The sequence below is a fragment of the Streptomyces malaysiensis subsp. malaysiensis genome (assembly GCF_040653035.1).
GTDB classification, from domain to species: domain Bacteria; phylum Actinomycetota; class Actinomycetes; order Streptomycetales; family Streptomycetaceae; genus Streptomyces; species Streptomyces malaysiensis.
Genome location: NZ_JBEZNG010000050.1, coordinates 15,234 through 37,910, shown reverse-complemented (window position 1 = coordinate 37,910; position 22,677 = coordinate 15,234). Strand labels below are relative to the sequence as shown.

Here is a 22,677-nt window from a genome sequence, read left to right as displayed (position 1 = left end):
AGCGGCGCCGAGCAGGCCGACCTCGTCCCGGAGGAGTACGGCGGCACACTCAAAAACTGAGCCACCGAAAACTGGAAATACCCCGACGCACGTCATAAGGCCGGGCGGGCAACGCCTTCCGCCGCTGCCGACAAAGCACAGCCGGCAGCGGCGGAAGGACACCCACCACCCGGTCCGTCACCGAAGGAAGAGACACGGCACATGGAGATAGGCGTAGGACTGCCGGGTCACGTCACCGGCCTTGAGGAACGTACGCTGGTGACATGGGCGCGGCGGGCTGAGGAGCGGGGATTCGCCTCGCTGACCGCCAGCGACCGCCTGGCCTGGTCCACTCCGGAACCCCTGATCACACTGGCCGCGGCAGCCGGGGCCACCGAACGCATCCGGCTGGTCACCAGCGTGCTGCTGGCCCCCCTGCACACCAACCCCGCACTGTTCGCCAAGACCGCGGCGACCTTGGACCGGATCGCGGGCGCCGGACGACTCCATCTCGGCCTCGCTCCCGGAGCCCGCGAAGACGACTACCAGGCGAGCCACCTGGACTTCAGCACCCGAGGGCGCGCCCTGGACACACTCGTGGAACGCGTCACCGCCATCTGGCGGGGTGAAGAAGAGGTGGGTCCGGCCCCGGCCACCCCCGCAGGGCCGCCACTGTGGTTCGGCGGCACATCGCAGGCAACGCTGCGGCGTATCACCTCCCACGGCACCGGATGGATCGCCGGAACCGGCGGAGACATCAACGAGTTCACCACCTTCGCCACCCGCCTCCACAGCCACTGGAAAGAGGCCGGCAGGCAAGGACGTCCGCGCACCAGGGCCACGGCGATGTTCGCCCTCGGCGGCCACGCACACCGATCCCTCGCCCGCGCCGTCAACGACTACTACGCCTTCGCCGGCCCCGACTACGTCCGGACCGTCATCGGCACAGCGGCCACCACCGCCGACATGATCCACACAACCGTCACCACCCACGAAACAGCCGGACTCGACGAACTCGTCTTCGTGGGCAACCACACCGACCCGAAACAGATCGACCTGCTCGCCGACATCCTCGGGGACAAACTCACCTCCCCGAACAGCACAACCAGGGCGCCGGACCGCTCGCATTGAAGGAACCAAGACGCCGAACGAGTTGAACCACTTCATCGTCCACTGCCGTAACGTATGCGGTCGATTCATCAGGCCCATGCGGGCGGTGCGGAAGGCGAGCGGCCCGGCACGTGCGGCGGTTGGCCGCCGTACGGTGTCTCATATGCCCTCCCCTGACCTGGCCCGCCGCGCGGCCTCCTCGTAGGTGTGCAGCAGACGCTCCCCGGTCTCGCACCCGGCGCCGGGCGTCCGGCAGGCCGGGCAGCCCGCGGCGTGCTCGATGGCCTCGCGCCATTCGGTCTCCGCGGCCGGGCCGGTGGAGGTTTCCGCGCAGGAGGGAGCGCAGACGCGCACGTCGTAGGTCGTCCGCGTCGCGCCTCGCTCGATCGTGACCGTGCCCAGTGGCCGAACCGTTCCCAGTGGCTGGTCCGGGCCCAGCGGCCGCTCCGCGTCCAGCGGTCGCCCGCATAAGGCGCAGTTCCAGCCCTGGAGCTGCTGGTGGGTCAGCGTGTCCGGGTCGATTCCGGCGGGCCTCGGTCGTGCGATGTCCGCCTCGTGGCTCTCCTTCATCGGCGCCCCTCGTGCTCGGCCGCGGGCGCGTTGGTGAGGGTCCGCGGGTGCTGGGGCTTCGGGTGGAGCACGTGGGCGGGGCAGGCGTACGTGGCCTTGCCGACGGCGCCGCGGGTGTCCTCCGCCTCGACCGGGATCGGCTCGTCGGTGGGCAGATGGCAGCGGTGGCAGAGTTGGCGTCCTTCCGGCATGCGCCCGTACTCGGCGCGGTCTGCCTCGGCCAGCGCCTCCCACAGGCGCCGGGCACCGGTCAGGTAGTGGTCGGTCGAGAGCGGCACGCGCCAGTGGGTGCGAGGGCCCTCGATCCAGGAGGCGGGCGGGACGCCGAGGTAGGTGCTCGCGTCGGTCAGCTCGGTGAGGACTCGGACCTGCCGCAGGTGCCAACTCGTAGCGGAGCCCACGGCGACGAGCCAGTACAGGGGGCCGTGCTTGTCCTGGATCACGGCTCCGGTCTCGTCGCCGAGCAGACCGAGGGCGCGTTCGCCCACGGTCGGGGCCGCGCGGACGGCGTCCCACCATCTGCCGACCGGTAACGCCTCGACGTCCTCGGTGTTCGGCGGTGTCCACAGCAAGGTCTCGGTACTCATGCGTCCCCTTCCCGATTACGGGTAGTGAGGAGACGAAACCGTGCGTCATGCTGTATCGACCAGCGCTGACCCGCGACGCGCATACGCGTATGCGGCCGGCGCATACCCGTGGCAGGCAAACGGGGAGACCCGGGTACCAACGGGAGTGGATATGAACTGGTCTTCGCAGGCGATTCGGGACGCCGCCCGTCACGGTGACTACGGGCGGGTCGTCAGCCTGGCCCGCCGCGACGCCGGTGTCTCCCAAAACCAACTTGGCGACGCCTGCGGGATCAGTCAGTCCGCTGTCTCTCGTCTCGAAGGACGCGGCACAGCCTCATACGACATGACCATCCTGGCGAGAGCCGCCGCGCACCTGCGCATTCCCCCGCGTCTGGTTGGCCTCGCCGACCACGCGGCGGCGCATGTCGCCGAGAATGGGCAGCACGACGTGCACCGGCGCAACTTCCTCGCGGGAACCGCAGCGATAGCCGCCGCGCCCGCCCTGGCAACCCGTACGCCCAAGCCCGCGGACACGGGCCAGGCCGCGTCTCTGCGAGTGGCCACCACGGCTTTCCGGCGGCTGGACGGCAACACCCCCTCCCGGCAGCTTTCCGAGCCGGTCCTGGCCCACTTGCGGCTCACCCAGACCATCACAGGCGACGCCGAAACGCCCGAGCAGCGAGCCCGCTTGGCCGCGGTGGGCAGCGAAGCGGCGTCCCTGGCCGGTTGGCTGGCCTGGGACATGAACGACATCGGATCGGCGCGCACCTGGTATGGCGCGTCCATCAAGGCCGCGCGTACCTCCGGTGACCGACTGCTCCTCGCCTACCAGCTCGGCAGCCTGGCCGGATTCGAGGCAGACGCCGGGAACGCGCCCCAGGGGCTCGCCCTCGTCCGCAATGCCCATCGTCAGCTGGGCGACGCGGCACCGGCCATCGCCACCGCGTGGCTCGGGACGGTCGAGGCGCTCGCGCACGCGGCCGCGGGGGATCGTTCAGCCGCGGAAGCCGCGCTCGACCAAGCGGCCCGCAGCACCGACGCCATCCAGAACGAACAGCCGCCACCGTGGCCGTGGGTGTTCACCTTCACCCACACCAAGGTCGCAGCTGCCCGGCTCACCTGCGGCGCACGGCTCGGCCTCCCTGGATGGGTGACCGCCTCGCAGGACGCGGCCGGGGCAGCCCTGACATCGAGCCACGAGAAGCAGCGTGCGCTGCTCATGCTCGACCTGGCCGCCGCGCGGCTGGCGACCGGCCGGCTGGATGGCGCGTTCGCTCTGGCCGGGCGGGCACTTGAGACAGGCGCACGGTATCGGTCGGGCCGGATCGTCGAACGCGCCCGTGGGCTGCGGCGGTCCTACGCTTCGACGACTCCCCCCAGAGTGGTCCGCGAGTTCGACGACCGACTGCATGGCATCTACCTGTGAACACGAAAGGAGTGGCGCATGCGACTCGGCATCACCGGCCACCGCGGTCTGCCCCCGGAGACTGAGCGATTGGTCCGTCGGGCCCTTCGAGAGGAGGTCGCCGGCCATGGGCCCGGTCTGGTCGGGGTTTCATGTATCGCCGACGGCCCGGATGCCTGGTTCGCGGAGCTGGTGCTGGCGTCCGGCGGCCGCCTTGAGGTCGTGGTCCCCGCGGAGAAGTACCGCGAGGGCCTGCCGGAGGAGCATCACCAGACGTATGACCGTCTCGTCCAGCAGGCCGCCGATATCCACCGCACGGGCATGGTGGAGTCGGACTCCCGGGCGCATATGGCCGGAAGCGAGATCCTGGTGGGCGTAGTGGACGAACTGATCGCTGTCTGGGACGGGCAGCCGGCCCGCGGATACGGCGGCACGGCCGATGTCGTGGCCTACGCCGAGCGCACTGGAGTCCGCGCTCGGGTGATCTGGCCGGAGGGATCCGCCCGGGACTAATCATGCGAAGGCCCCCTCGCCCCGCCCGGAGGCCGGACGAGGGGTTACCGAGGGCAGGTTGTGCTGGAAGGGACGTACGTACGACTCGCCCGGTCCACCGCTGCCCTGAAGCCCCCGTTTTTGGGAAGGACGTGCCCCTCGTGTCCACCACGCAGGACGAATGGAACACCGGCTACGCCGCCGGTCGCCGCTATCGTCGGCTCGGCGACCGTGAGCGGTCGCTGCTTGCCGCGCACTTGCCCGCACCGGTCGGTGGCAAGGCCCTCGACGTCGGGTGCGGGGTCGGGGAGCTCGCTGCCCATCTGTCCTCGCTCGGCTACCGCGTCGATGCCGTCGACTGGTCCGACAACGCCCTCGCCGAGGCAACCGCCCGGCACGGTGACGCCGCGCGATGGTTGCGCCTGGACATCGAGCTCGACGACTGGGCGCCCCTGCACGCCGAGGGGTACGACGTGATCATGCTCCGGTTCGTGTATCCCTTCCTGAAGCACCGCGAGCGAACCATGCGGGCCCTCGGCGGCCGTCTGCGGCCCGGCGGCGCCATCGTGGTCATCGCGCCCCTGGCCGCCGACACTCCGGCCGAGCGGCGCGGTATCGCGCTGGACGAGGTCGAACTCGTCCAGCTGGGGGCCGGCTGGGCCGACGTCGAACGCCATGACGCCGAGGGGCTGGCCTTCGTGGTCCTGCGCGGCCCGCAGCCGGCGGAGGCCACACCGCTGCCCGAGCCATCGGCCGACCACACGCGATACGCACCCGCCGGCGCCCGCGGCGCGACGCCCACCTCGCGGCAGCACCACTTCACGCTGCTGGAGCGCTACTACGCCCAGGTGGAGGCGGGACGCAAAACGATCGAAGTGCGGGTGGGGACCCCCGGCAAAGCGGCCGTCGAAAGCGGGGACACGATCGTCTTCCACGAGCCGGACAGCGGGCGGGAACTCGACATCGTCGCCAAGCGCATCACCTCGTACGGCTCATTCGACGAGCTGCTTGCCGCGGAGGATCCAGCGCGCATCGATCCCGACGCCACGCGCGAGGAGCAGCTCGCCAACCTGCGCCGTATCCACCCGCCGGACAAGGAGGCCCTCGGCGTCCTGGCCTTCGAGTTCGACCACCGTCCGGGACGGACCGGCCACACCATGCCGCTGACGCCCGCGGAATACGTTCAGACGGTGCCCCATCACACGGTGTACGGCTGTCTGTACATCCGCGACGAGCACGATCGCCCGGTACAGCTGCGCTCGGTGTACGGCAGCCGGCAGTGGCACTTCCCCGGAGGCAACGCCGACGCCGGGGAAGACCCCTTGGAGACCGCACGCCGCGAGGCGGTCGAGGAGACCGGGCTCGAACTCGGCCAGGGCCAACCACGCCTGCTGCTGACGCACTACCTCCGCGCGGGCGGCCGCTGGCCGCTGGGCAAGATCGGCTTCGTCTTCGACGGCGGCCGGCTCAGCTCCGAGCAGCTGCGCCGTATCCGGCTCGACCCTGCCGAACACGATCTGTGGGCCGTCCATGATCTCGCCGAGTGGCGGCGGCTCATGGGCGAGCCGCACTTCGCCCGTCTCGATGCCATCGAACGCACCCGCCAGGGCCGAGGGCCGCACTATCTCGTCACCGGGCCTTGACGCCCGAACCGGATGATGAGGCCACGCAGTTATCACTCGCTTCTCTCTGCTCCCGGGAGTTCCCGTGTCCGTCGAGGACCTCAACGCCGAAGCCTGGACCGTTTACGGCCAACGTCAGCTGAGCCATGGGTACATGCCGCCCGTCCCCGAACGCCTGGAGTGGACTCCGTGGGAGGGGGTCGGTCCCGGTGCCGAGATCCTCGGTGACGTCTCCGGTCAACGCGTCCTGGACATCGGCTCCGGCCCCGGCCACCACGCCGTGCACCTGGCCCGCACGCACGATGCGCGGGTCACCGCGATCGAGCTGTCCGTCACCCAGCACCAACGGGCCATCGGTACGCACGCCGGCACCCCCGGTGTCCGATTCGTACACGGCGACGTCATCGACCACCTCCGCACCGCCCAGCCCTTCGACGCCGCGTACGCCATCGGCAGCCTCGCCTTCACCGATCCGCACCGCTCCCTGCCCGCGCTGCGCGACGGCCTTCGCCCCGGCGCACCGCTGGTCCTCTCGCTCCTCCACACCGACCTGCACGGCCGCGGTCCGTCCACGACGGTCGCGCCACGCGAGCAGATGATCCTGCTCCGGGACAACCCACCGCTGGCCACCCAGATGTGGGTCCTGGCACCGCGGCTGTGGGAGGACCTGCTCACCGGCCACGGCTTTCGAGTCGAGGCCATCGACCTGCTGCGCCCCTCCGACGAGAACGAGAACAACCCCGTCAACCCCGTCGTGCAGCAACTCATCCGCGCCCGCCGCCTCCCCGACCGCCCCGCACCCGACTCCGGCCGACCCGCGCGCATCTCCAGCCGGCCCCGCACCCCACGGCCGCCCGCGCCGCACGCCGCCATCGGCGTCGGCGCCATCGTCCTCGGCGACCAGGGCCTACTCCTCGGCCGCCACCGTCACGGCACCCTCGAACTACCGGGCGGCACCGTCGAAGCCGGGGAATCCCTCGAGGAGACCGTGATCCGTGAACTCGCCGAGGAGACCGGTCTGATCGCCCGGCCGGACGACGTCACGCTCCTGGGCACGCTCCTCGACCACGTCGGAGACGTCGTACGGGTCAGCGTCGGCGCCATCGTGAACGCCTGGCGGGGCGAGCCGTTCACCCGGCCGGACGAGAGCGTCGGCGACTGGGCCTGGTACCCCCTGGACCAGCTGCCCGACGACCTGTTCGTATGCAGCGCCCAGATCCTCACCGCCTGGCGCCCCGACCTGCCCATCGACCACACCCCGGCGCATTTCACCCCCTACGACCGCCGCCCGGCACCTTCGGGCGACGTCTGATCGGACCGGGCGACCTCCCGCGAGACCACCGCGGGCGTTCGCCGCGTCCAGCCCGCCGGATACGGGCTACGCACCCCGCGCCGCGAACGCCGCCGCGCCCAGGAGTGCCTGGTCCTCGCCGTCGCCGCGGGCCGAGAGGGTGAGTCGGGCGAGGCTCGGGGTGTGGTGGCTGAGGCCGGCGGTGAGGGGTGGGCCTATCAGGGGCCACGCGGCGGTGATGGAGCCGCCGAAGACCACCGTGTCGGCCTCGAAGGCGGTCAGCCATGGGGCGAGGGCGCCGCCCAGGGCGTGCAGGGCCGAGGTGATGATGTCGCGGGCGGTGGCGTCGTCGGCGGCGGCGCGGGCCGTCAGCTCGCGCAGCCCGTCGACGGGGCGGCCGGTGCGGTCCGTGTAGTGGGCGGTCATGGCCCGGGTGGAGACCGTGTCCTCCAGTGGGCGGCCGTCGACGGTGAGCAGGTCGACGCGGCCCTCGGGCGGTACGCGCGGGTCGTCCTCGACGATCGTCCCCCGGTCCAGGAACGCGGAGCCGACCCCCGTGCCGAGGGTGATCGCGACGAGGCGCCGGCTGCCGGGGTGGGCCGTGAGCCGGGCGCCCAGCGCGAAGGCGGAGGCGTCGTTGAGGAACCGCAGCCTTGTCGGGCGTGGGTTCAGACGGGGCGTCAGCAGGTCGCCGACGGCGAGGCCGTCGAGCGAGGCGAACTTGCCGACGCCGTGGTAGCGGGCGATGCCGCGCGCGTAGTCGAACGGCCCCGGGACCGCGATGCCCCAGGTACCGAGGGCCGCATGCGCGCCAACGGCCGGATATCCGCCGAGGGACGGGTGCGCGCCACGGTCCGGATACGTGCCCTGGTCCGGATACGTGCCACGGTCCGGATACGTGCCCTGGTCCGGGCGCGCGCCACGGGGCGGGTACGTGCCCTGGTCCGGATACGTGCCACGGTCCGGATGCGTGCCCTGGTCCGGATACGCGCCCCGGTCCGTACGCACGCCCCGGTCCGCACGCGCGCCGCCGTCCGTACGCACGCCCCTGTCCGTACACGCGCCGAGGGCGCCCACCGCGAGTACGCCATTGGCGGCCTCGGCGAGCGTGGCGAGGAAGTCCTCGGGGCCGATGCCGGGCCTCAGCGGCAGGCGGCGCCTGGTGCCGTCCGCGATCCGGGCCCGGTCGAGGTCGACGGCCGCCGCGGTGACATGGGAACCACCCACCTCCAGGACCGGCACGACGGAGGGCTCGTCAGCCCGCCGGTGCGGCCCGGGGCCTTCGGGAACCGTCATCGACACCTACCGCGGGGCCGGATGGTCGACGAGCGTGGTCGCGATGGTCACGCGCCGCGGCGGCTGCGGGACGGTGCTCGCCTGCCGCTCGAACAGCAGCTTCGCCGCGGCCCGGCCGATTTCGACCGGATCGTAGGAGACGACGGTGAGCGGCAGGTGCAGCATGTCGGCGAGTTCGATGTCGTCGAAGCCCGCGAGGGAGACCGGCTCCTCGTCCGGCGCACGGTCCCGCAGGGCACGCAGCGCGCCGACCGTGTTCCGGTTGTTGGCGGTCAGCAGCGCGGTCGGCGGGTCCGGCAGGGCGAGCATGGCACGTGCCGCCTCCTCCGCGAGCCCGCTGTCGCCCCGGTGCTGGCTGACGTACCGCTCGTCGAGCGCGATGCCCGCCTCCTCCAGCGCCACCGCGTAGCCCCGGAAGCGTTCGGAGCCCGTCCACAGCGACGGCGGCAGACCGAGGAAGCCGATGCGCCGGTGGCCGCGGGCGACGAGCCGGCGGCAGGCGTCCCGGGTGCCGCCGAAGTCGTCGACGAGGACGCAGTCCACGTCGATGCCCATCGGCGGGCTGGCCGCGAGCACCACCGGGACGTCGCGCAGCCCGCCGAGGTGGCCGTGGTCATGACCGGCCGGGACGACGACCAGGCCGTCCACGCCGCGGTCCACCAGGTCGGCCACCACGTCCCGTTCGGTGGCCGGGTCCTCGCCGGTGCTGCCGAGCATGACCCGTGCGCCGTAGCTCACACAGATCTGCTCGAGGCCGACGGCGAGTTGGGAGTAGAAGGGGTTCGCCAGGTTGGTCACGACCAGGCCGATGAGCTCGCTCGGACCGCCCGAACGCAGCTCCCGGGCCCGTTTGTTGGGGCGGTAGCCGAGGGCCGCCACCTCGGCGAGCACCCGCTGCCGGGTGGCCTCGCCGATTCCGCGCTGACCGCGCAGCGCGCGGGAGACGGTCATCGGGCTGACACCGAGCCGGGCGGCCACGTCCCGCATGGTGAGGGCCGGTTCGGAATCCGAATGTGCGCTCATACCACCTGTGCCTTCACCAGACGGACCGGATCCGGCCCCTGATTGTGCACGCGGTAGGCGGTGACGGACGCCGGTACAGCGAGAGTCTCGGCATAGTGTACGGAGTGCCGGTGCCCGGCCGCGGTGGTGATGACCGCGCCCTGTCCGTCCACGACGGTCAGCACATGGAAGCGGCCGTCGGTCCGCTGCTCGGCGGCCCGGCCCGGCTCCACGGCGATCCGGTGCACCTGGAAGAACATCGCCGGCAGCGCGCCGAGCACCTCCTCCCGCCAGCCGTCGCCCGCGCGCAGCGGCCGGGGCCGCTGGATCAGCTCGCGGGCGACCGCGGCACCCGACCGCGCCGGGTCGAGGTTGCGGAAGGCGTGCTCCACGTGCACGGCACGCTGCCGGTCCGCCGCGTCCCGCCGCAGCCAGTCGTAGAACCGCAGTGAGTAGAGGTAGGGGGTGGCGCTGACCTCGAGGACGACATTGCCCTCGCCGCTGCCGTGCGGTGTACCGGCCGGGACCAGGTACAGCTGCCCGGCCTCGGCGGGAAACACCTGTACGTACCGCTCGATGTCGAACGGTGTGCCGTATGCGTCGGCGGCGTGCGCGCTGTGGTGGAACGCCTCGACGTCGGCGCCCTCGCGCAGGCCGAGGAAGACCTTGCTGTGCTCCCCGGCGCGCATCAGGTAGTAGCTCTCGTGCTGGGTGTACGGCCAGCCGAAGACGCTGTGCATATCGTCGGGCCTGGGGTGGCAGTGGACGGAGAGGTTTCCGCCGCCGACGGTGTCGAGGTAGTCGAAGCGGACGGGGAACGAGGTGCCGAACATCTCGTGCACGGCCGGGCCGAGCACATCCACCGGGGAGAGCGCGACGACGAGCTGGAACGGCACCTCCACACACCTGGAGGCGTCGTCGCCGAGCAGGACGCCGCTCTCCGGCGCGATCAATTCGTAGCCGAGAGCCGTGTTCTCCTCGTCCGGGTTGTGGCCGAGCGTCTCCTGTGCCCAGTGCCCGCCCCATGGCGTCGAGTTGAAGGTCGGCCGGGTACGGAAGGGGCGGGTGGCGAGCGACCGGCAGGTCTCGCGCAGCGCCTGCCCACCGATCGACGTCGGGGCGACGGTATCGGTAACGTCGATCCACCGGTCGATCCGCTCCGCCATCCGGTCGCGATGGCGGTCCAGCAGCGGCCAGTCGATGTAGAGCAGCCGCCGCAGGGTCGGCGGCTCGTCCTCGGGCGCCGCGAGGTTACGGCCCCGGCCGTGCTTGACCGCCGCCTCCGCGTACCGCTTCGGCAGATCGGCCCACCACAGGACGTCGGCGCCCCCGAGCGCGGCGCCGGGCCCGAGCAGGACGCGCAGCGCGCCGTCCTCGCCCGGGGCGGCGAGCGCCGCCAGGGCCGCCGGATCCATCAGTTCGGCGAGGTCGCCACCGGCGAGCCGTGCGAAGTCGGGGTCGTCCCGCAGCTGTTCGGTCTCAGTAAGCCGCCGGACCGTCTCCCAGTCGCGCACCGCCGTCCGGACGTCCGCGAACTCAAGCCGGGCGTGTCCGTCGCCGAACGCCGCGCGGAGCCCGGCGGCGACGGCGGTCCAGTCCAGGACCGCGGGGCCGTCCACGGCGAGGACCCGGGTGCCCTTCGGGAGCGTGCGGGCCGCGTCGGCCCAGCCGACGGCGACCGCGTCGGCGAGGAGTGGATAGCACGGTGTCGGTTCGTACTGCGGCGCCTTCGTCTTGAGCTGCGGACCCTCGCCCATGTCACCAATCCCGTGAGATACGTTAACGCGCGTCTTCTCAAACCACCTGCACGCCTGTACGTTACCGATAACTTACCAGGTCGGTGATTCCGTGACGAGGGGGTCAGATGGGGTCGATCGACATGCCATTCGGGATGAGCCGGCGCAGGGCGTTGGCCTCCTCCTTCGCAGGCATCGCCAGTCTTGCGCTCAGTGCGTGCGCACGAGGTTCGATGAGCCGGCCCGCGCCGGCCGACGTGGTCTCGGTGTTCAACGACAACCCCACCTGGGCGCCGGGTTTCCGGGCGGCGGGCAGCCGGCTGCGGCCGCTGTCCGGCTTCCGGCTCGCGCCGCGGGCGGTGCCCAACGTCAGCAACTACCAGCAGATCGTGCGCATGTCGGCGCAAACCGACTCCACGGCGGATCTCATCAAGTGGTGGAACGGGTACCGGCTGCGCGATATCGCCCGCTCCGGAATCCTCGCCGATGTCACCGACGCCTGGGACGAGGCGGCCCGGCGCGGCTGGAGCGACGACACCGCCCTGCGCGAGACCTTCAGCCACGAGGGCAGGCAGTACGGCGTCCCGCTCTACAAGTCCTACTACGTCGTCTTCCACAGCCGGTCCGTCTTCGAGCGGCTGGGTGTGGAGGTGCCGACGACATGGCGGCAGTTCCTCGACGTGGTGGACGCCGCGCACGCCAAGGGCATCACACCGATCTCCTCCGGCGGCGCGACCACCTGGGAGTCGTCGATCTGGTTCCAGCAGCTCGTCAACGGGCTGGACCACCGCTTCTACCTCGACCTCACGGCGGGCAGGGCCTCGTACACCGACGATGTGTGCCGGCGCGCGATGGCCCTGTGGAGCGATCTGTACCGGCGGGGCGCCTTCTCCTCGCCCGACGCCTCGTCCACGGACGTGCCGGGCCAGTTCGCGCAGGGCCGCACCGCCATGTGCCTCTACGGCACCTGGAACACCGGGGCGTTCCTCGACGCCGGGGTCAAGGACGCCGACCTCGGCGCGTTCCTGCTGCCCCCGCCGCCCGGCGGCGCCCCCTCGGTGCTCGTGGAGAGCGGTGTGCTGGCGGTTTCGGCACACGCCCACAAGCGCGACGCCGCCCTCGCCGTGGCACGCGCCTGGCTCGACCCCGCGGTCCAGCGGGCGTGGACGGGCTTCCTGCGGGACACCTCCGCCGACCCGGGCGTCGTGCCGAACGTGGGCACGGTGCGCCAAGTCGCCGCCCAGGTGCGGCGGGAGCGGCCGACGCAGGCCATCCGCTACTGGGAGGCATCGCCCCCGGTACTGATCGAGGGGAACGTCCAGGACCTGAGCGCCTTCATGATCGACCCCACATCGGCGCAGGCGGCGAAGACCCTGACGAACATGCAGCACCGAGCCGACAAGGAGTGGACGGTGTGGACGTCCTGACCACTGCCGACGAGGCAGCCAGCCGAACGGGGCCGCACCGGCCGCGGCCCCTCCCTCCCGATCCGCGCTCCGCCCGCCTCCGCGCCGCCGTCTGGGTGGGCGCGTTCCTGGCACCCGCCGTGGCGCTGATCCTGCTGCTCCTGGTCGTGCCCTTCCTGGTCACGGCGTGGCGCAGCTTCTTCGACGACAACGGCATCAGCGCGCGCTTCGTCGGCCTGTCCAACTACACCGCGCTGTTCACCGACCCCGACTTCGGCCGGTCGCTGCTGAACACCGTGCTCTGGGTGGTGGGCACGCTGGTCCTCCCCGTGCTGCTGGGCCTGCTCCTCGCGGTGCTGACCCACTCGATGCGCTGGGGCGCGGTGGCCCGCACCGCCGTGGTCATCCCGTACGCGCTCTCCGGCTCGGCGACGGCGCTGCTGTGGACGTTCCTGCTGAAGAGCGACGGGGCGGTCAACCAGACGCTGGGCGCGGTGGGGCTCGGCAGCTGGCAGCAGGAGTGGCTGCTGCACTGGCCGTTGAACACCTTCGTCATGATCGTGGCCACGACATGGCAGGCGACCGGGGCCTCGCTGATCCTCTTCCTGATCGGGCTCCAGACCATCCCCGCGGACACCATCGAGGCCGCCCGGCTCGACGGCGCGCAGGGCCTCCAGCTGTTCCTGCGCGTGATCGTGCCGCAGCTGCGGCCGATGACCGTCGTGGTGGTGGGCATGTCGATCGTCAACAGCCTGAAGACCTTCGACATCGTGTGGCTGCTCACCCAGGGCGGCCCCGGAACGGCCTCCGAGACGCTCGCGCTGACGATGTACCGGCAGACCTTCACCCTCAACCGGTACGGCTACGGCGCCGCCGTCTCCGTGGTGCTGACGGTCGTCGTCATCGCCGCCTCCTGGCTCTACCTGCGGCAACAGGTGCGGCAGCGGTCCGGGGAGGGCGTATGACGGGCAGGAGAGCGCGCGGCGTCCTGGTCACCCTGGTCTCCGTGCTGTGGCTGGTGCCGACCTGGCTGGTCGTGGTCAACGCCTTCACCCCGGCCAAGCGGTACACCGGATCGCCACGGTGGTGGTTCACCTCCCCGGGGCTGTTCGCCAACATCCGCGCCGCGTTCGACAACGCCGATGTCGGGCGGGGGCTGCTCAACACCCTGATGTACGCGGTGATCGGCGCGGCGGTGGCGGTCGTGATCGCGGCACTCGCCTCGTTCGCCGTCACCGTGATGCCGGTGCGGCGGCCCGGACTCTGGTTCTGGTTCATCTTCATCGGCACCGTGCTGCCCCTCCAGACGTTCCTGTCCCCGCTGTTCACCGGGTACGCCACCACCGGCCTCTACGACACCCAGTACGGCATGCTGCTGATCTATGTGGCGCTGACGATCCCCTTCGCGTTCTTCGTCAACCGCAACTTCATGCTCACCGTGCCGAAGGAGATCTCCGAGGCGGCCCAGATCGACGGCGTGAACTGGCTGTCGATGTTCCTGCGGATCCATCTGCCGCTGGCCAGGAACGCGCTGCTGGCCGCCTTCATCTTCCAGTTCACCTGGATCTGGAACGACCTCCTGTTCGGCATCACCCTGTCGCTCAGCCCCAACGTCCGGCCGGTGACGGCCACACTGGCCGACCTCAACGGCAACTACTCCACGGTGGGACCGCCCGTCGTACTCGCCGGGGCGCTGATCGCCTCGGTGCCGACCGTGGTCCTCTTCTTCGTGTTCCAGCGCTTCTTCGTCAACAGCCTGCGGCTCACGTCCTGAACCGAACCACCCTGGGAGAGAAGAGACACATGACGACGCGCGCCCTCGTACGCGACCGCCGCTGGTCCACCGACAAGGCCCGGACGAGCATGATCGGCCTCGCCGTCGCCGCCACCGCGCGGGCCGGCGGAACGGAACTGCGGGCCCTGCCGGAACACCTCGTACGCCGCGACGGCACCGGCGCCCGGCGCGGTGTGCGCATCCTCCTCTCCGGCGACGCGCCGGACCACGAGGGGTGGACCTTCGAGGTGGAGATCGCCGGCCGGGGCCCCGTACCCGTCGAGGTACTGCCCGCGCCCGGCGGGCCACGCCTCATGCTCCCCCTGGAGCGCGACCGCCGCGATGTGCGCGTCGTGGCCCGCAACGGCGACGCGTCGGCGGTGCTCGCCTTCGCGCTGGACCCGCCGCGGGACTGGACGATCCACCTGGTCCACCACTCGCACCTGGACATCGGCTACACCGATCCGCAGGGCACCGTCCTCGGCGAACACGTCGCCTTCCTCGACTCCTGCCTCGATCTGACCCGTGCCACCGACGGCTGGCCCGACGACGCCCGGTTCCGGTGGGCCGTGGAGTCGCTGTGGTCGTTCGAGCAGTGGGCCGCGGTCCGGCCGCCGGAGCGGGTCGCGGAGTTCGTCGAGCGGGTACGCGCCGGTCAGATCGAGCTGACGGCCATGCCGTACAACCTCCACAGCGACACCTGCTCCACCGACGAACTCCATGAACTGCTGCGTCTGGCCCGCCGGGTGCGGGACACCCACGGGATCGAGTTCCGCTCGGCCATGCAGACCGACGTGCCCGGCTCCGTCGCGGGGCTGCCGGACGCCCTGTCCCCGCTGGGCGTGCGCTATCTGTCGGTGGCGCACAACTGGGCCGGGCGCTCGGTGCCCACCACCAACGGCGGGGCACGGCTGCCGCGCCTGTTCCGGTGGCGCGCCCCCTCGGGCAAGGAGGTGCTGGTGTGGATGACCGACAGCCCGCACGGCCTGGCCTACATGGAAGGGCCCGTGCTGGGCTTCGACACCTCCTACGCCATGGTGGACGACCTGCTGCCCGCCTATCTGACCTCGCTCGCGACCAACCCCTACCCGTTCCCGCCCGAACTCCTCGGCTCACCGGCCCCCGCGCCGGGCGAGCGCGAGCCCTACCCATGGGATGTGCTGCACCTGAGGGTGCAGGGCCACTTCGGGGACAACGCGCCGCCGCGGCTGATCCTCGCCGAGACCGTGCGCCGCTGGAACGAGACATGGGACAGCCCCCGGCTGCGGCTGTCCACCAACACCGACTTCTTCACCGACGCCGAGGCCCGCCTCGGCGACGCCATCCCCGCCTTCGAGGGTGACTGGGGCGACTGGTGGGTCGAGGGCGTCGGCTCGGGCGCCCGGCCCCAGGCCATGGTGCGCCGCGCCCAGTCCACCGTCACCGACGCCACCACCCTGTACGGCATCGCCGCTCTGGCCTCCCCCGCCGGGGCCGCCACCGACCTGGCCACCGCCGCCCGCGGCGGCGCCGACCAGGTGTACCGGTCGGTGTCCCTGTTCAACGAGCACACCTGGGGCGCCGCCGACCCGTGGACCCACGGTGACGCGGGCGGCGAGTCGGGCGAGCAGCAGTGGCACTGGAAGTACGGGTACGCGCTGCACGGCGACAACGACGCCGACACCTTCCTCGACCACGCCTCGGCCGCCCTCGGCGCCGTACTGCCCGCCGCGGCCGACGCCGATGTGACGTACTGGGCCGTCAACACCACGGCGGCCGCGCGCACCTCGGTCGTGACGGTGTTCCTGCGCGAGAGCCGGGTCCCGCTCACGAGCGAGGTGTCGGTGACCGACGGCCGCACGGGCGCTGAACTGCCCATGGTCCAGGAGGCGCAGACCAACCCGGTCCACCGGGACGCCGGGCGGTGGCTGCACATCCACGTGCCCGACGTGCCGCCGTTCGGCCTCGTACGGCTGGATGTGAGGGTGACCGGCGAGGGCGGCGGCACGGTGGTGGCCTCCCCCGTTCCCCTCCGCCTCGACGGGGACGCGGAGGGCGAGCGGCGCAAGGCGCGCGCCGTACCCCTGCCCACCGCCGACGATCTGATCCTGGAGAACGCCCACCTGCGCGTCCGTATCGACCTGACCAGGGCCTGTGTGGCGAGCCTGGTCGAGAAGGCCACCGGCCGGGAACTCGTCGACCAGGACGCCGTCGTCGGTTTCAACGGCTATGTCTACGACACGTACACCACCGCGGGCGGCTACAACCACCAGGCCAACAAGACCACGGTGAGCGAGGAACTGGAACTCCTCGGCTCCCGGACCCTGGCCCGCCCCGCGGTGCTCCTCGAACGCGTCGACGACGCTCTGGGCCAGCGGCTGACCTACGAGTACGCGGCGGACGGCGTCCGCCGGGCCCGCACCACGGTCGGCCTCGGCCGTGACGACGCGCATCTGGTGATCGACAACCGGTTCGACAAACCCGCCACCATGACGAAGGAGAGCGCGTACCTCGCGTTCCCGTTCGCGCTGTCGCGGCCCACGGTGCACTACGAGATCACCGGCGCGCTGACCGGCACGGGCCTCGCGCATGTGCCGGGCGCGCCCCAGCACATGCGTGCCATCAGGTCGTTCGTCTCGCTGGCGGACGACGGCGGCCCCGTGGCCTGGGTCACCAGGGACGCGCCGCTGGTCGAACCGGAGACCATCGCCCTGCCCTACGCGCCCTTCCCCGACTCGACATCGCCGCGCCGGGCCGGCACGGTCTACTCCTGGGTGCACAACAACCTGTGGGACACCAACTTCCCGTCCCAGCAGGCGTTCCACACCACCTTCCGGTACGCGGTGGGCGTCCGCCGCGGCGGCGAGACCATCGACGCCGACGCCCTGGCGCTGCGCACCGCCCATGAGATCGACCACCCGCTGATCGGCGTGGCCGCGCACGGCGTGCCCGACGCGGACCGGCCGGCCGAACTCGCGCTGCTCTCCGTGGACGACGCGCGCGTCGCGGTCCGCGACGCGGCCCCGGTGCCGGGTGACGACGGCGTCGATCTGCTGGTGAGGCTCCAGTCCTTCGCCATGGAGCCGCGCACGGTCCGGCTCCGGTGCGGCTTCCCCGTCGCGGGGGCGGAGCGCGCCACGTATCTCGGCGACCCCGACGGCTCCGATGCCCCCGTCGCCCTCGACGGCCACGACATCCTCGTGGAGATCCCCCGCCTGGGGACCACGGCGGTGCGGGTGCGCCTGGCGCCGCGGGGGTAGCGGGGTGGCGCATCGCCCGCCACCGGCCCGGCGCCGGTGGCGGGCGTACCGCCGGCCCAAGGGCTCGGCCGCCGGTGCGCAAGCGGCCCCGGAAGCGGCGGTAAACTGAGGGCCGATGCCGGAAACCCGCCAGTCCTGCCCAGCACCCTCGACGCCACCGGTGGACATGCCTCGTAGCGGAGGAGCCTTGCTCCCGCACGGCTTCCACCTCGACACCCACTCCCACGTCCAGGGCCAGCTGGTGTACGCGGCCGCCGGCGCCCTGGCCACCACGACCGCGCGCGGGACCTGGGTCGCCCCGGCCAACCGGGTGACGTGGACACCGCCCGGATTCGACCACTCCCATCGCTTCTACGGCAGGACCGACGCCCGCCTCGTGGTCATCCCGGCCGAACTGTGCGACGCGCTCGTGGCGCACCCGAGCGTCTTCGCGGTGAGCCCCCTGCTGCGAGAGGCCCTCCTGGCGCTGACCGACCGGCGGGAGGTCCGGCCCGGCGCCCACGAACGGCTGCGCGCGGTGGTGATCGACGAGCTCGCCGAGACCCCCGAGCAGTCCCTGCACCTGCCCGAACCCCGCGACGACCGGCTGCGTGCCGTCACCGACCTGCTGCACGCCGAGCCCGGCCGGACCAGGACCCTGACCGAGCTGGGACGGACCGCGGGCGCGAGCGAGCGCACCCTGAGCCGCCTGTTCCACACCGAGTTGGGCATGAGCTTCCACCGCTGGCGCACCGTCCTGCGGATCCACCACGCCCTGGTCCACCTCACCGACGGCCGGTCCGTCACCGACACCGCGACGGAGTGCGGGTGGTCCAACCCCTCGAGCTTCATCGACGCGTTCACCGAGATCGTCGGCCAGACCCCGGGCCGCTACCAAGCGGAGCTGCGCGACAGCAGGAGGTTCAGCCGACCTTCGGGCTCCGCCGCTCGATGAGGACGACGTCGCGCCATACGCCGTGGTGGCGGCCGATGCGTTCACGGGTGCCGATGGTGCGGAAGCCCGCACGCCGGTGCAGGGCGAGGCTGGCGGTGTTCTCGGGGAAGACGCCGGATTGAATGGTCCAGATGCCCGCGGCCTCCGTGGAGGCGATCAGTGCGTCCAGGAGCCCGAGCCCGGCCCCTCGGCCGCGGGCGGCGGGGTGGACGTAGAGGGAGTGCTCGACGACACCGGCGTAGGCGCGGCGGTCGGAGACCTTTGTGGCGGCGATCCAGCCGAGCACACGGCCGTCGTGGTCCACGGCGACGTGCCGGTGGTCCGCGAGTCTGGCGGTGTCGAAGGCTTCCCAGCGGGGCGCGGCGGTTTCGAAGGTGGCGTTGCCCTCGTCGATGCCGAGTTGGTAGATGGCCAGGACCTCATCGGCGTGCTCGGCCGTCAGGGCGGTGATGCGGATCGTCCGGGTGTGGAGGGTCACTCGCGGGCTCCAGTGGTGAGTTCGCTGACGAGGACGTGGTCGCACACGAGGTGGGCAAGGAGGGCGGCGGCCATCAGGCGTCCACCGCCGTCCCGGCACGCTCGGGCAGGGGCGGCCCGGCGGGGCGGGTGAGGATGCCGGCGAGCCGGTCGGTCGTCTCGGGCAGCAGCCAGTAGTAGACCCAGGTGCCCCGGCGCTCGCAGTCGATCAGTCCGGCCTGTCGGAGCAGCTTGAGGTGGTGGGAGATCGTCGGCTGCGACAGGTCGAAGGCGGGGGTGAGGTCACAGACGCAGACCTCGCCTCCGGCGCGGGAGGCGATCATCGACAGCAGCCGGAGCCGGATCGGGTCGCCCAGCGCCTTGAACACCTTCGCCAGCTCGATGGACCGTGCCTCGTCCAGGGGGGCGGTCAGCAGTCCCGGGCAGCAGCCGTCGGCGCCGTCCCGGCCGAGCACCACGAGCTCTTCTTTCGCCATGCCTCAATATTGACGTTCTTCGATCCATCGCGCAATCTTGCATCGAAGAACATCAATACAATTCGATGGGGGATAAGCCATGTCCCGTGTGCAGCTCGCTCTCAACGTGCCCGACCTCGACGCCTCGGTGGTGTTCTACGCCAAGCTCTTCGGCGTCGAACCGGCCAAGCGACGCCCCGGATACGCCAACTTCGCGATCGCCGAGCCGCCGCTCAAGCTGGTCCTGATCGAGGGGGACGCGGAACAGGAGACCCGGCTGGATCACCTCGGTGTCGAGGTCGACTCCACCGACCAGGTCGACGCCGCCACCGGCCGCCTCGAGGGCGCGGGGCTCGCCACGTTCGAGGAGAACGACACCTCCTGCTGCTACGCCCTCCAGGACAAGGTCTGGGTGCACGGCCCCGGCAAGGAGCCCTGGGAGGTCTACGTCGTCAAGGGCGACGCCGACCGGATGGGCGGGAGCGCGGCCCTCGAGAGCGGCGACGCCTGCTGCTCATCAGGAGGCTGACGGTTCGTTCGACGTCCGGATCCAGCCGGGATCATGTGCCCGGACGGGGCGCTCTCAAGTGCCGGCGCTGGGCCAGTTCCTCGTCGTCGACCAGGGTGAGCATGGGCCGGCCCGGTACACAGAGCATGGTGACGGTGAAGCGGCTCCATGAGTCCGTGCGGTTGTTCCCGTCCTGGTAGTGGATGACATCGCCGCCCGGCTCCCAGAACGTCTCCCCGGCCTTGATCACCCGCTCCGGCTCGCCCTCCAGTTCGAAGAGCATCTCGCCCTCCAGCATGAAGCCGAAGGCGGGGCCCGAGTGGCGGTGTGGCGGGAGGCCGCGCTCGCCGGGAGGGTAGTCGACGCGGATCGTCATCGCCTCCGCCTCCTCCGGCACGAACGGCGGTTTCACCGATTGCAGCACGGTGATCGCCGGGTTCAGCGCCGCCAAGCGCGCTTGGCTCTCGGCGCTGCCTGCCGTCGACGCCTTCTTCGCCATGGCGAGACCTCCAGTGGTGGGCCGGCCGATCGGGAAGGCCCGCCGGTGCGGTACGTCAGTCGCCTTTGGGTCACCTTTCGCCGCGCACCGAGGGTCCTGCCTCCAGATTGCGACGGCGCGCCGCGCGGCGCACGCGGGCCCGGATCCGGCCGGCCGAGCGGAGATCACATCCCCGTCTCGTTTTGCGCTGGTTCCGCAACCGTTCAGCTTTCAGACATCTCTAGGTTCACGACCCTTCCGTTCCGGGCGCCGGGGGAGACAGGTGGCGGTCCGGGCTCAAGGGCGACCAATGCGTTACTTCACTGGAGGATTTGTGCGCAATAGAACCCGAGGCGCGGTGGGTGTGGCGATCGGCGTCGCCGTGACCGCCGCAGTGGCCGCCGGGGCCGGCGCCGTGGTGTCCAGCGGCGACGGACCCGACCAGAAGCGGCCCTCCCCCGCGGCTGCCACGACGGGGAAGACCATTCCGGGCGACATCGACCACGACGGGTATGCCGACCTCGGCGTGGGCGCGCCCGACGGGACCGTCTCCGGGAAGTCCAAGGCGGGCTATGTGGGCGTGACCTATGGGGCCGAGGATGGCGTCGACACCGGGCGGCACAGCACATTGTCGCAGGCCAGCGCGGGGGTTCCCGGGACCCCCGAGGCCGGGGACCACTTCGGTTCGGCCGTGGTGCGCGGCGATGTGGACGGGGACGGCTACGGCGATCTGATCGTCGCCGCGAACCACGAGGCCATCGGGGACGCCAAGCGGGCCGGTTCCGTCACGGTCGTCTTCGGCTCGAAGGACGGCCTCTCCGGCGACGCCATCGCCTTCCACGCGCCGAAGGCCACGGCCTACGCGCTGTTCGGCGACACGATGGCCGTGGGCGACTACAACCACGACGGCCGCGACGACATCGCCATCTCCGACGGCACCGAGGTCCAGGTCGTGAACGGCGCGGCGAACCTGCGCGAGACGGCCACCCCGAAGATGTCCAGCGTCACGCCGCCCGGCGGCGGGGCGGGCGTGGAGCATCTGTCCTCCGGCGACATCGACGGGGACGGCTTCGCCGACCTGGTCACCGTCGCCTACCAGGACGACCCCGCCGACGAGGGCACGCTCGGTGTGCTGCCCGGCTCGTCCACAGGGCTGAAGGGCACATCGCTGGGCGAGGACGTGCCGCTGCCGTTCGCCTCGTACCGGGCCGTGGTGGGTGACATCAACGGCGACGGCAAGGACGACGTCGTCACGGACACCGGCTTCGAGGACGGTCCGGACGACGCGCGCCTGCGTACGTACCCGGGCACCGCCACGGGGCTGGACACGGCCCACCCGGTGAACTGGACGGGCAAGCGGCAGAACGGCATGGCCTCCCGGCTCACCGACATCGACGGCGACGGCCATGACGACCTCGTCGTCGGCGACACCGGCGCCGAGGCCCCCGGGGGCTACAACGACGCCGGTGCCATCACGGTGCTCAAGGGGACCGAGGACTGGCTGACCGACGCGGGCGCGCAGACCTTCTCCCTGGACACCGAGGGTGTGCCCGGTGAGATGGCGGGCAACGACAAGTTCGGCGAGGCCGTCTCGCCGGCCGACTACAACGGCGACGGCAAGCCCGATCTGGCCGTCGGGGTCCCGAACCGGACCGAGGGCGCGGGCGCCGTGGCCCTCCTGTACGCGGGTGCCGACGGGCTCACCGCCGAAGGCTCCGCCCTCATCGGGCCGAGCGATCTCGGCTCCCCGGCGGACGATGCCGCGTTCGGCCTGGAGCTGTCCGGTCCCGCGACGAAGTAGCAAGCGCTTCATATCGCGCTTCACATAGATGGCCCGGCCGGCTCGACCGGCCGGGCCATCGGCCGAACGGGGTCCTCCCGTGTACCGGCTCAGCCCGCGGCCTTGGCCAGGATGCGCCCCATCTCCTCGCCGCCGAAGGCCCGCAGCGTTGTGGTGCGTACGTTGCCCGCCCCGCTGAGCTGCAAGGACGCGGCGGTGGCGGTTTCGTCGTCGGGGGCCTCCACGACGCATACCAGGTCGTACGGCCCGACCGTCCAGTAGATGTCCACGAGCCTCGCCCCCAGCTTGCTCAGCGCCGCGGCGAAGTCCTGGGAGCGCTTCGTGGTGTCCTTGTAGGCGCGGACCCCCTGCTCGGTCCAGTTCAGCAACGTGATGTAGGTCGCCACGGCCCTCACCTCCACAAGAAGAACGTCCGTGGGATCAATTCTGGAAGTAACGTCATCAACCCGCACACCTTGCGCATCGGCGGAACGCGGAGCGATTTGCCGAATCGGCAACGGACGTGGTCCGCGCCGCGGACGGCACGGCATGCT

21 protein-coding genes are annotated in these 22,677 nt (G+C 71.5%); 12 read left to right on the top strand and 9 right to left on the bottom strand.

The window, feature by feature from the left end; all coding sequences use genetic code 11:
* Positions 1-201 precede the first annotated feature (201 nt).
* Positions 202-1,110, top strand: coding sequence for an LLM class flavin-dependent oxidoreductase (locus AB0E24_RS44705; protein WP_359385657.1), 909 nt, complete (start codon positions 202-204; stop codon positions 1,108-1,110).
* Between the two features lie 138 nt (positions 1,111-1,248).
* Here AB0E24_RS44705 and AB0E24_RS44700 read toward each other — a convergent pair whose 3' ends face one another.
* Both AB0E24_RS44700 and AB0E24_RS44695 read right to left on the bottom strand, forming a co-directional pair.
* Positions 1,249-1,659 carry a hypothetical protein gene (locus tag AB0E24_RS44700; protein WP_359385655.1) on the bottom strand — a complete coding sequence of 137 codons (411 nt, stop codon included), beginning with the start codon at positions 1,657-1,659 and terminating at the stop codon, positions 1,249-1,251.
* Positions 1,656-2,246, bottom strand: a complete 591-nt coding sequence (locus AB0E24_RS44695; protein WP_359385653.1) for a hypothetical protein — start codon at positions 2,244-2,246, stop codon at positions 1,656-1,658. The genes AB0E24_RS44700 and AB0E24_RS44695 overlap by 4 nt, the downstream gene beginning before the upstream one ends.
* Positions 2,247-2,397: 151 nt before the next feature.
* Here AB0E24_RS44695 and AB0E24_RS44690 point away from each other — a divergent pair, with 151 nt between their 5' ends.
* The 4 genes from AB0E24_RS44690 to AB0E24_RS44675 all read left to right on the top strand — a co-directional run bounded on the left by AB0E24_RS44690 (position 2,398) and on the right by AB0E24_RS44675 (position 7,059).
* The gene (locus AB0E24_RS44690; RefSeq protein ID WP_107504287.1) at positions 2,398-3,654 is read left to right on the top strand and encodes a helix-turn-helix domain-containing protein; all 1,257 of its coding nucleotides are present in this window, start codon (positions 2,398-2,400) and stop codon (positions 3,652-3,654) included.
* 18 nt (positions 3,655-3,672) lie between these two features.
* Positions 3,673-4,146 (top strand): hypothetical protein, encoded by a 474-nt coding sequence (locus AB0E24_RS44685; protein ID WP_069864931.1) that lies wholly within the window; start codon positions 3,673-3,675, stop codon positions 4,144-4,146.
* A gap of 140 nt (positions 4,147-4,286) precedes the next feature.
* Positions 4,287-5,768, top strand: coding sequence for an NUDIX domain-containing protein (locus AB0E24_RS44680; RefSeq protein WP_359385650.1), 1,482 nt, complete (start codon positions 4,287-4,289; stop codon positions 5,766-5,768).
* Positions 5,769-5,832: 64 nt separating this feature from the next.
* A complete protein-coding gene (locus tag AB0E24_RS44675; RefSeq protein WP_359385648.1) occupies positions 5,833-7,059 on the top strand; it encodes a bifunctional class I SAM-dependent methyltransferase/NUDIX hydrolase in 1,227 nt (408 codons plus the stop codon).
* Positions 7,060-7,125: 66 nt separating this feature from the next.
* Here the strand turns inward: AB0E24_RS44675 and AB0E24_RS44670 are convergent, their stop codons facing one another.
* Genes AB0E24_RS44670 through AB0E24_RS44660 form a run of 3 tightly spaced genes read right to left on the bottom strand, consistent with a single transcriptional unit; the run spans position 7,126 to position 11,093 of the window.
* A complete protein-coding gene (locus AB0E24_RS44670; protein WP_359385646.1) occupies positions 7,126-8,334 on the bottom strand; it encodes an ROK family protein in 1,209 nt (402 codons plus the stop codon).
* 6 nt (positions 8,335-8,340) lie between these two features.
* A complete protein-coding gene (locus AB0E24_RS44665; RefSeq protein ID WP_069864937.1) occupies positions 8,341-9,357 on the bottom strand; it encodes a LacI family DNA-binding transcriptional regulator in 1,017 nt (338 codons plus the stop codon).
* Entirely contained in the window at positions 9,354-11,093 is a 1,740-nt protein-coding gene (locus AB0E24_RS44660) for a class I mannose-6-phosphate isomerase (RefSeq protein ID WP_359385643.1), read from the bottom strand. The genes AB0E24_RS44665 and AB0E24_RS44660 overlap by 4 nt, the downstream gene beginning before the upstream one ends.
* A gap of 212 nt (positions 11,094-11,305) precedes the next feature.
* Between AB0E24_RS44660 and AB0E24_RS44655 the strand changes: the two genes are divergently transcribed.
* The 5 genes from AB0E24_RS44655 to AB0E24_RS44635 all read left to right on the top strand — a co-directional run bounded on the left by AB0E24_RS44655 (position 11,306) and on the right by AB0E24_RS44635 (position 18,425).
* The gene (locus AB0E24_RS44655; protein ID WP_180990913.1) at positions 11,306-12,499 is read left to right on the top strand and encodes an ABC transporter substrate-binding protein; all 1,194 of its coding nucleotides are present in this window, start codon (positions 11,306-11,308) and stop codon (positions 12,497-12,499) included.
* Positions 12,487-13,443, top strand: a complete 957-nt coding sequence (locus AB0E24_RS44650) for a carbohydrate ABC transporter permease (protein ID WP_359385641.1) — start codon at positions 12,487-12,489, stop codon at positions 13,441-13,443. Before AB0E24_RS44655 ends, AB0E24_RS44650 begins: the two co-directional genes overlap by 13 nt.
* Positions 13,440-14,252 (top strand): carbohydrate ABC transporter permease, encoded by an 813-nt coding sequence (locus AB0E24_RS44645; RefSeq protein ID WP_069864944.1) that lies wholly within the window; start codon positions 13,440-13,442, stop codon positions 14,250-14,252. Before AB0E24_RS44650 ends, AB0E24_RS44645 begins: the two co-directional genes overlap by 4 nt.
* Positions 14,253-14,281: 29 nt before the next feature.
* A complete protein-coding gene (locus AB0E24_RS44640; RefSeq protein WP_359385638.1) occupies positions 14,282-17,491 on the top strand; it encodes a glycoside hydrolase family 38 N-terminal domain-containing protein in 3,210 nt (1,069 codons plus the stop codon).
* Positions 17,492-17,657: 166 nt separating this feature from the next.
* The gene (locus AB0E24_RS44635) at positions 17,658-18,425 is read left to right on the top strand and encodes a helix-turn-helix domain-containing protein (protein WP_359385660.1); all 768 of its coding nucleotides are present in this window, start codon (positions 17,658-17,660) and stop codon (positions 18,423-18,425) included.
* On the opposite strand, the gene AB0E24_RS44630 is transcribed toward AB0E24_RS44635, so the two are convergent.
* Positions 18,394-18,903, bottom strand: a complete 510-nt coding sequence (locus AB0E24_RS44630) for a GNAT family N-acetyltransferase (protein WP_359385636.1) — start codon at positions 18,901-18,903, stop codon at positions 18,394-18,396. The two genes, AB0E24_RS44635 and AB0E24_RS44630, sit on opposite strands and share 32 nt — an antisense overlap.
* Before the next feature lie 73 nt (positions 18,904-18,976).
* Positions 18,977-19,378, bottom strand: coding sequence for an ArsR/SmtB family transcription factor (locus AB0E24_RS44625; RefSeq protein ID WP_079258659.1), 402 nt, complete (start codon positions 19,376-19,378; stop codon positions 18,977-18,979).
* Between the two features lie 79 nt (positions 19,379-19,457).
* On the opposite strand from AB0E24_RS44625, the gene AB0E24_RS44620 reads away from it, so the two are divergent.
* Positions 19,458-19,886: an ArsI/CadI family heavy metal resistance metalloenzyme gene (locus AB0E24_RS44620; protein WP_359385633.1), complete on the top strand. Its 429-nt coding sequence runs from the start codon at positions 19,458-19,460 to the stop codon at positions 19,884-19,886.
* Between the two features lie 31 nt (positions 19,887-19,917).
* On the opposite strand, the gene AB0E24_RS44615 is transcribed toward AB0E24_RS44620, so the two are convergent.
* Positions 19,918-20,364, bottom strand: a complete 447-nt coding sequence (locus AB0E24_RS44615; protein WP_079153032.1) for a cupin domain-containing protein — start codon at positions 20,362-20,364, stop codon at positions 19,918-19,920.
* Positions 20,365-20,677: 313 nt separating this feature from the next.
* Here AB0E24_RS44615 and AB0E24_RS44610 point away from each other — a divergent pair, with 313 nt between their 5' ends.
* The gene (locus AB0E24_RS44610; RefSeq protein ID WP_359385631.1) at positions 20,678-22,144 is read left to right on the top strand and encodes an FG-GAP and VCBS repeat-containing protein; all 1,467 of its coding nucleotides are present in this window, start codon (positions 20,678-20,680) and stop codon (positions 22,142-22,144) included.
* A gap of 89 nt (positions 22,145-22,233) precedes the next feature.
* Here the strand turns inward: AB0E24_RS44610 and AB0E24_RS44605 are convergent, their stop codons facing one another.
* The gene (locus AB0E24_RS44605) at positions 22,234-22,530 is read right to left on the bottom strand and encodes a GYD domain-containing protein (protein WP_069864959.1); all 297 of its coding nucleotides are present in this window, start codon (positions 22,528-22,530) and stop codon (positions 22,234-22,236) included.
* Positions 22,531-22,677 lie beyond the last annotated feature (147 nt).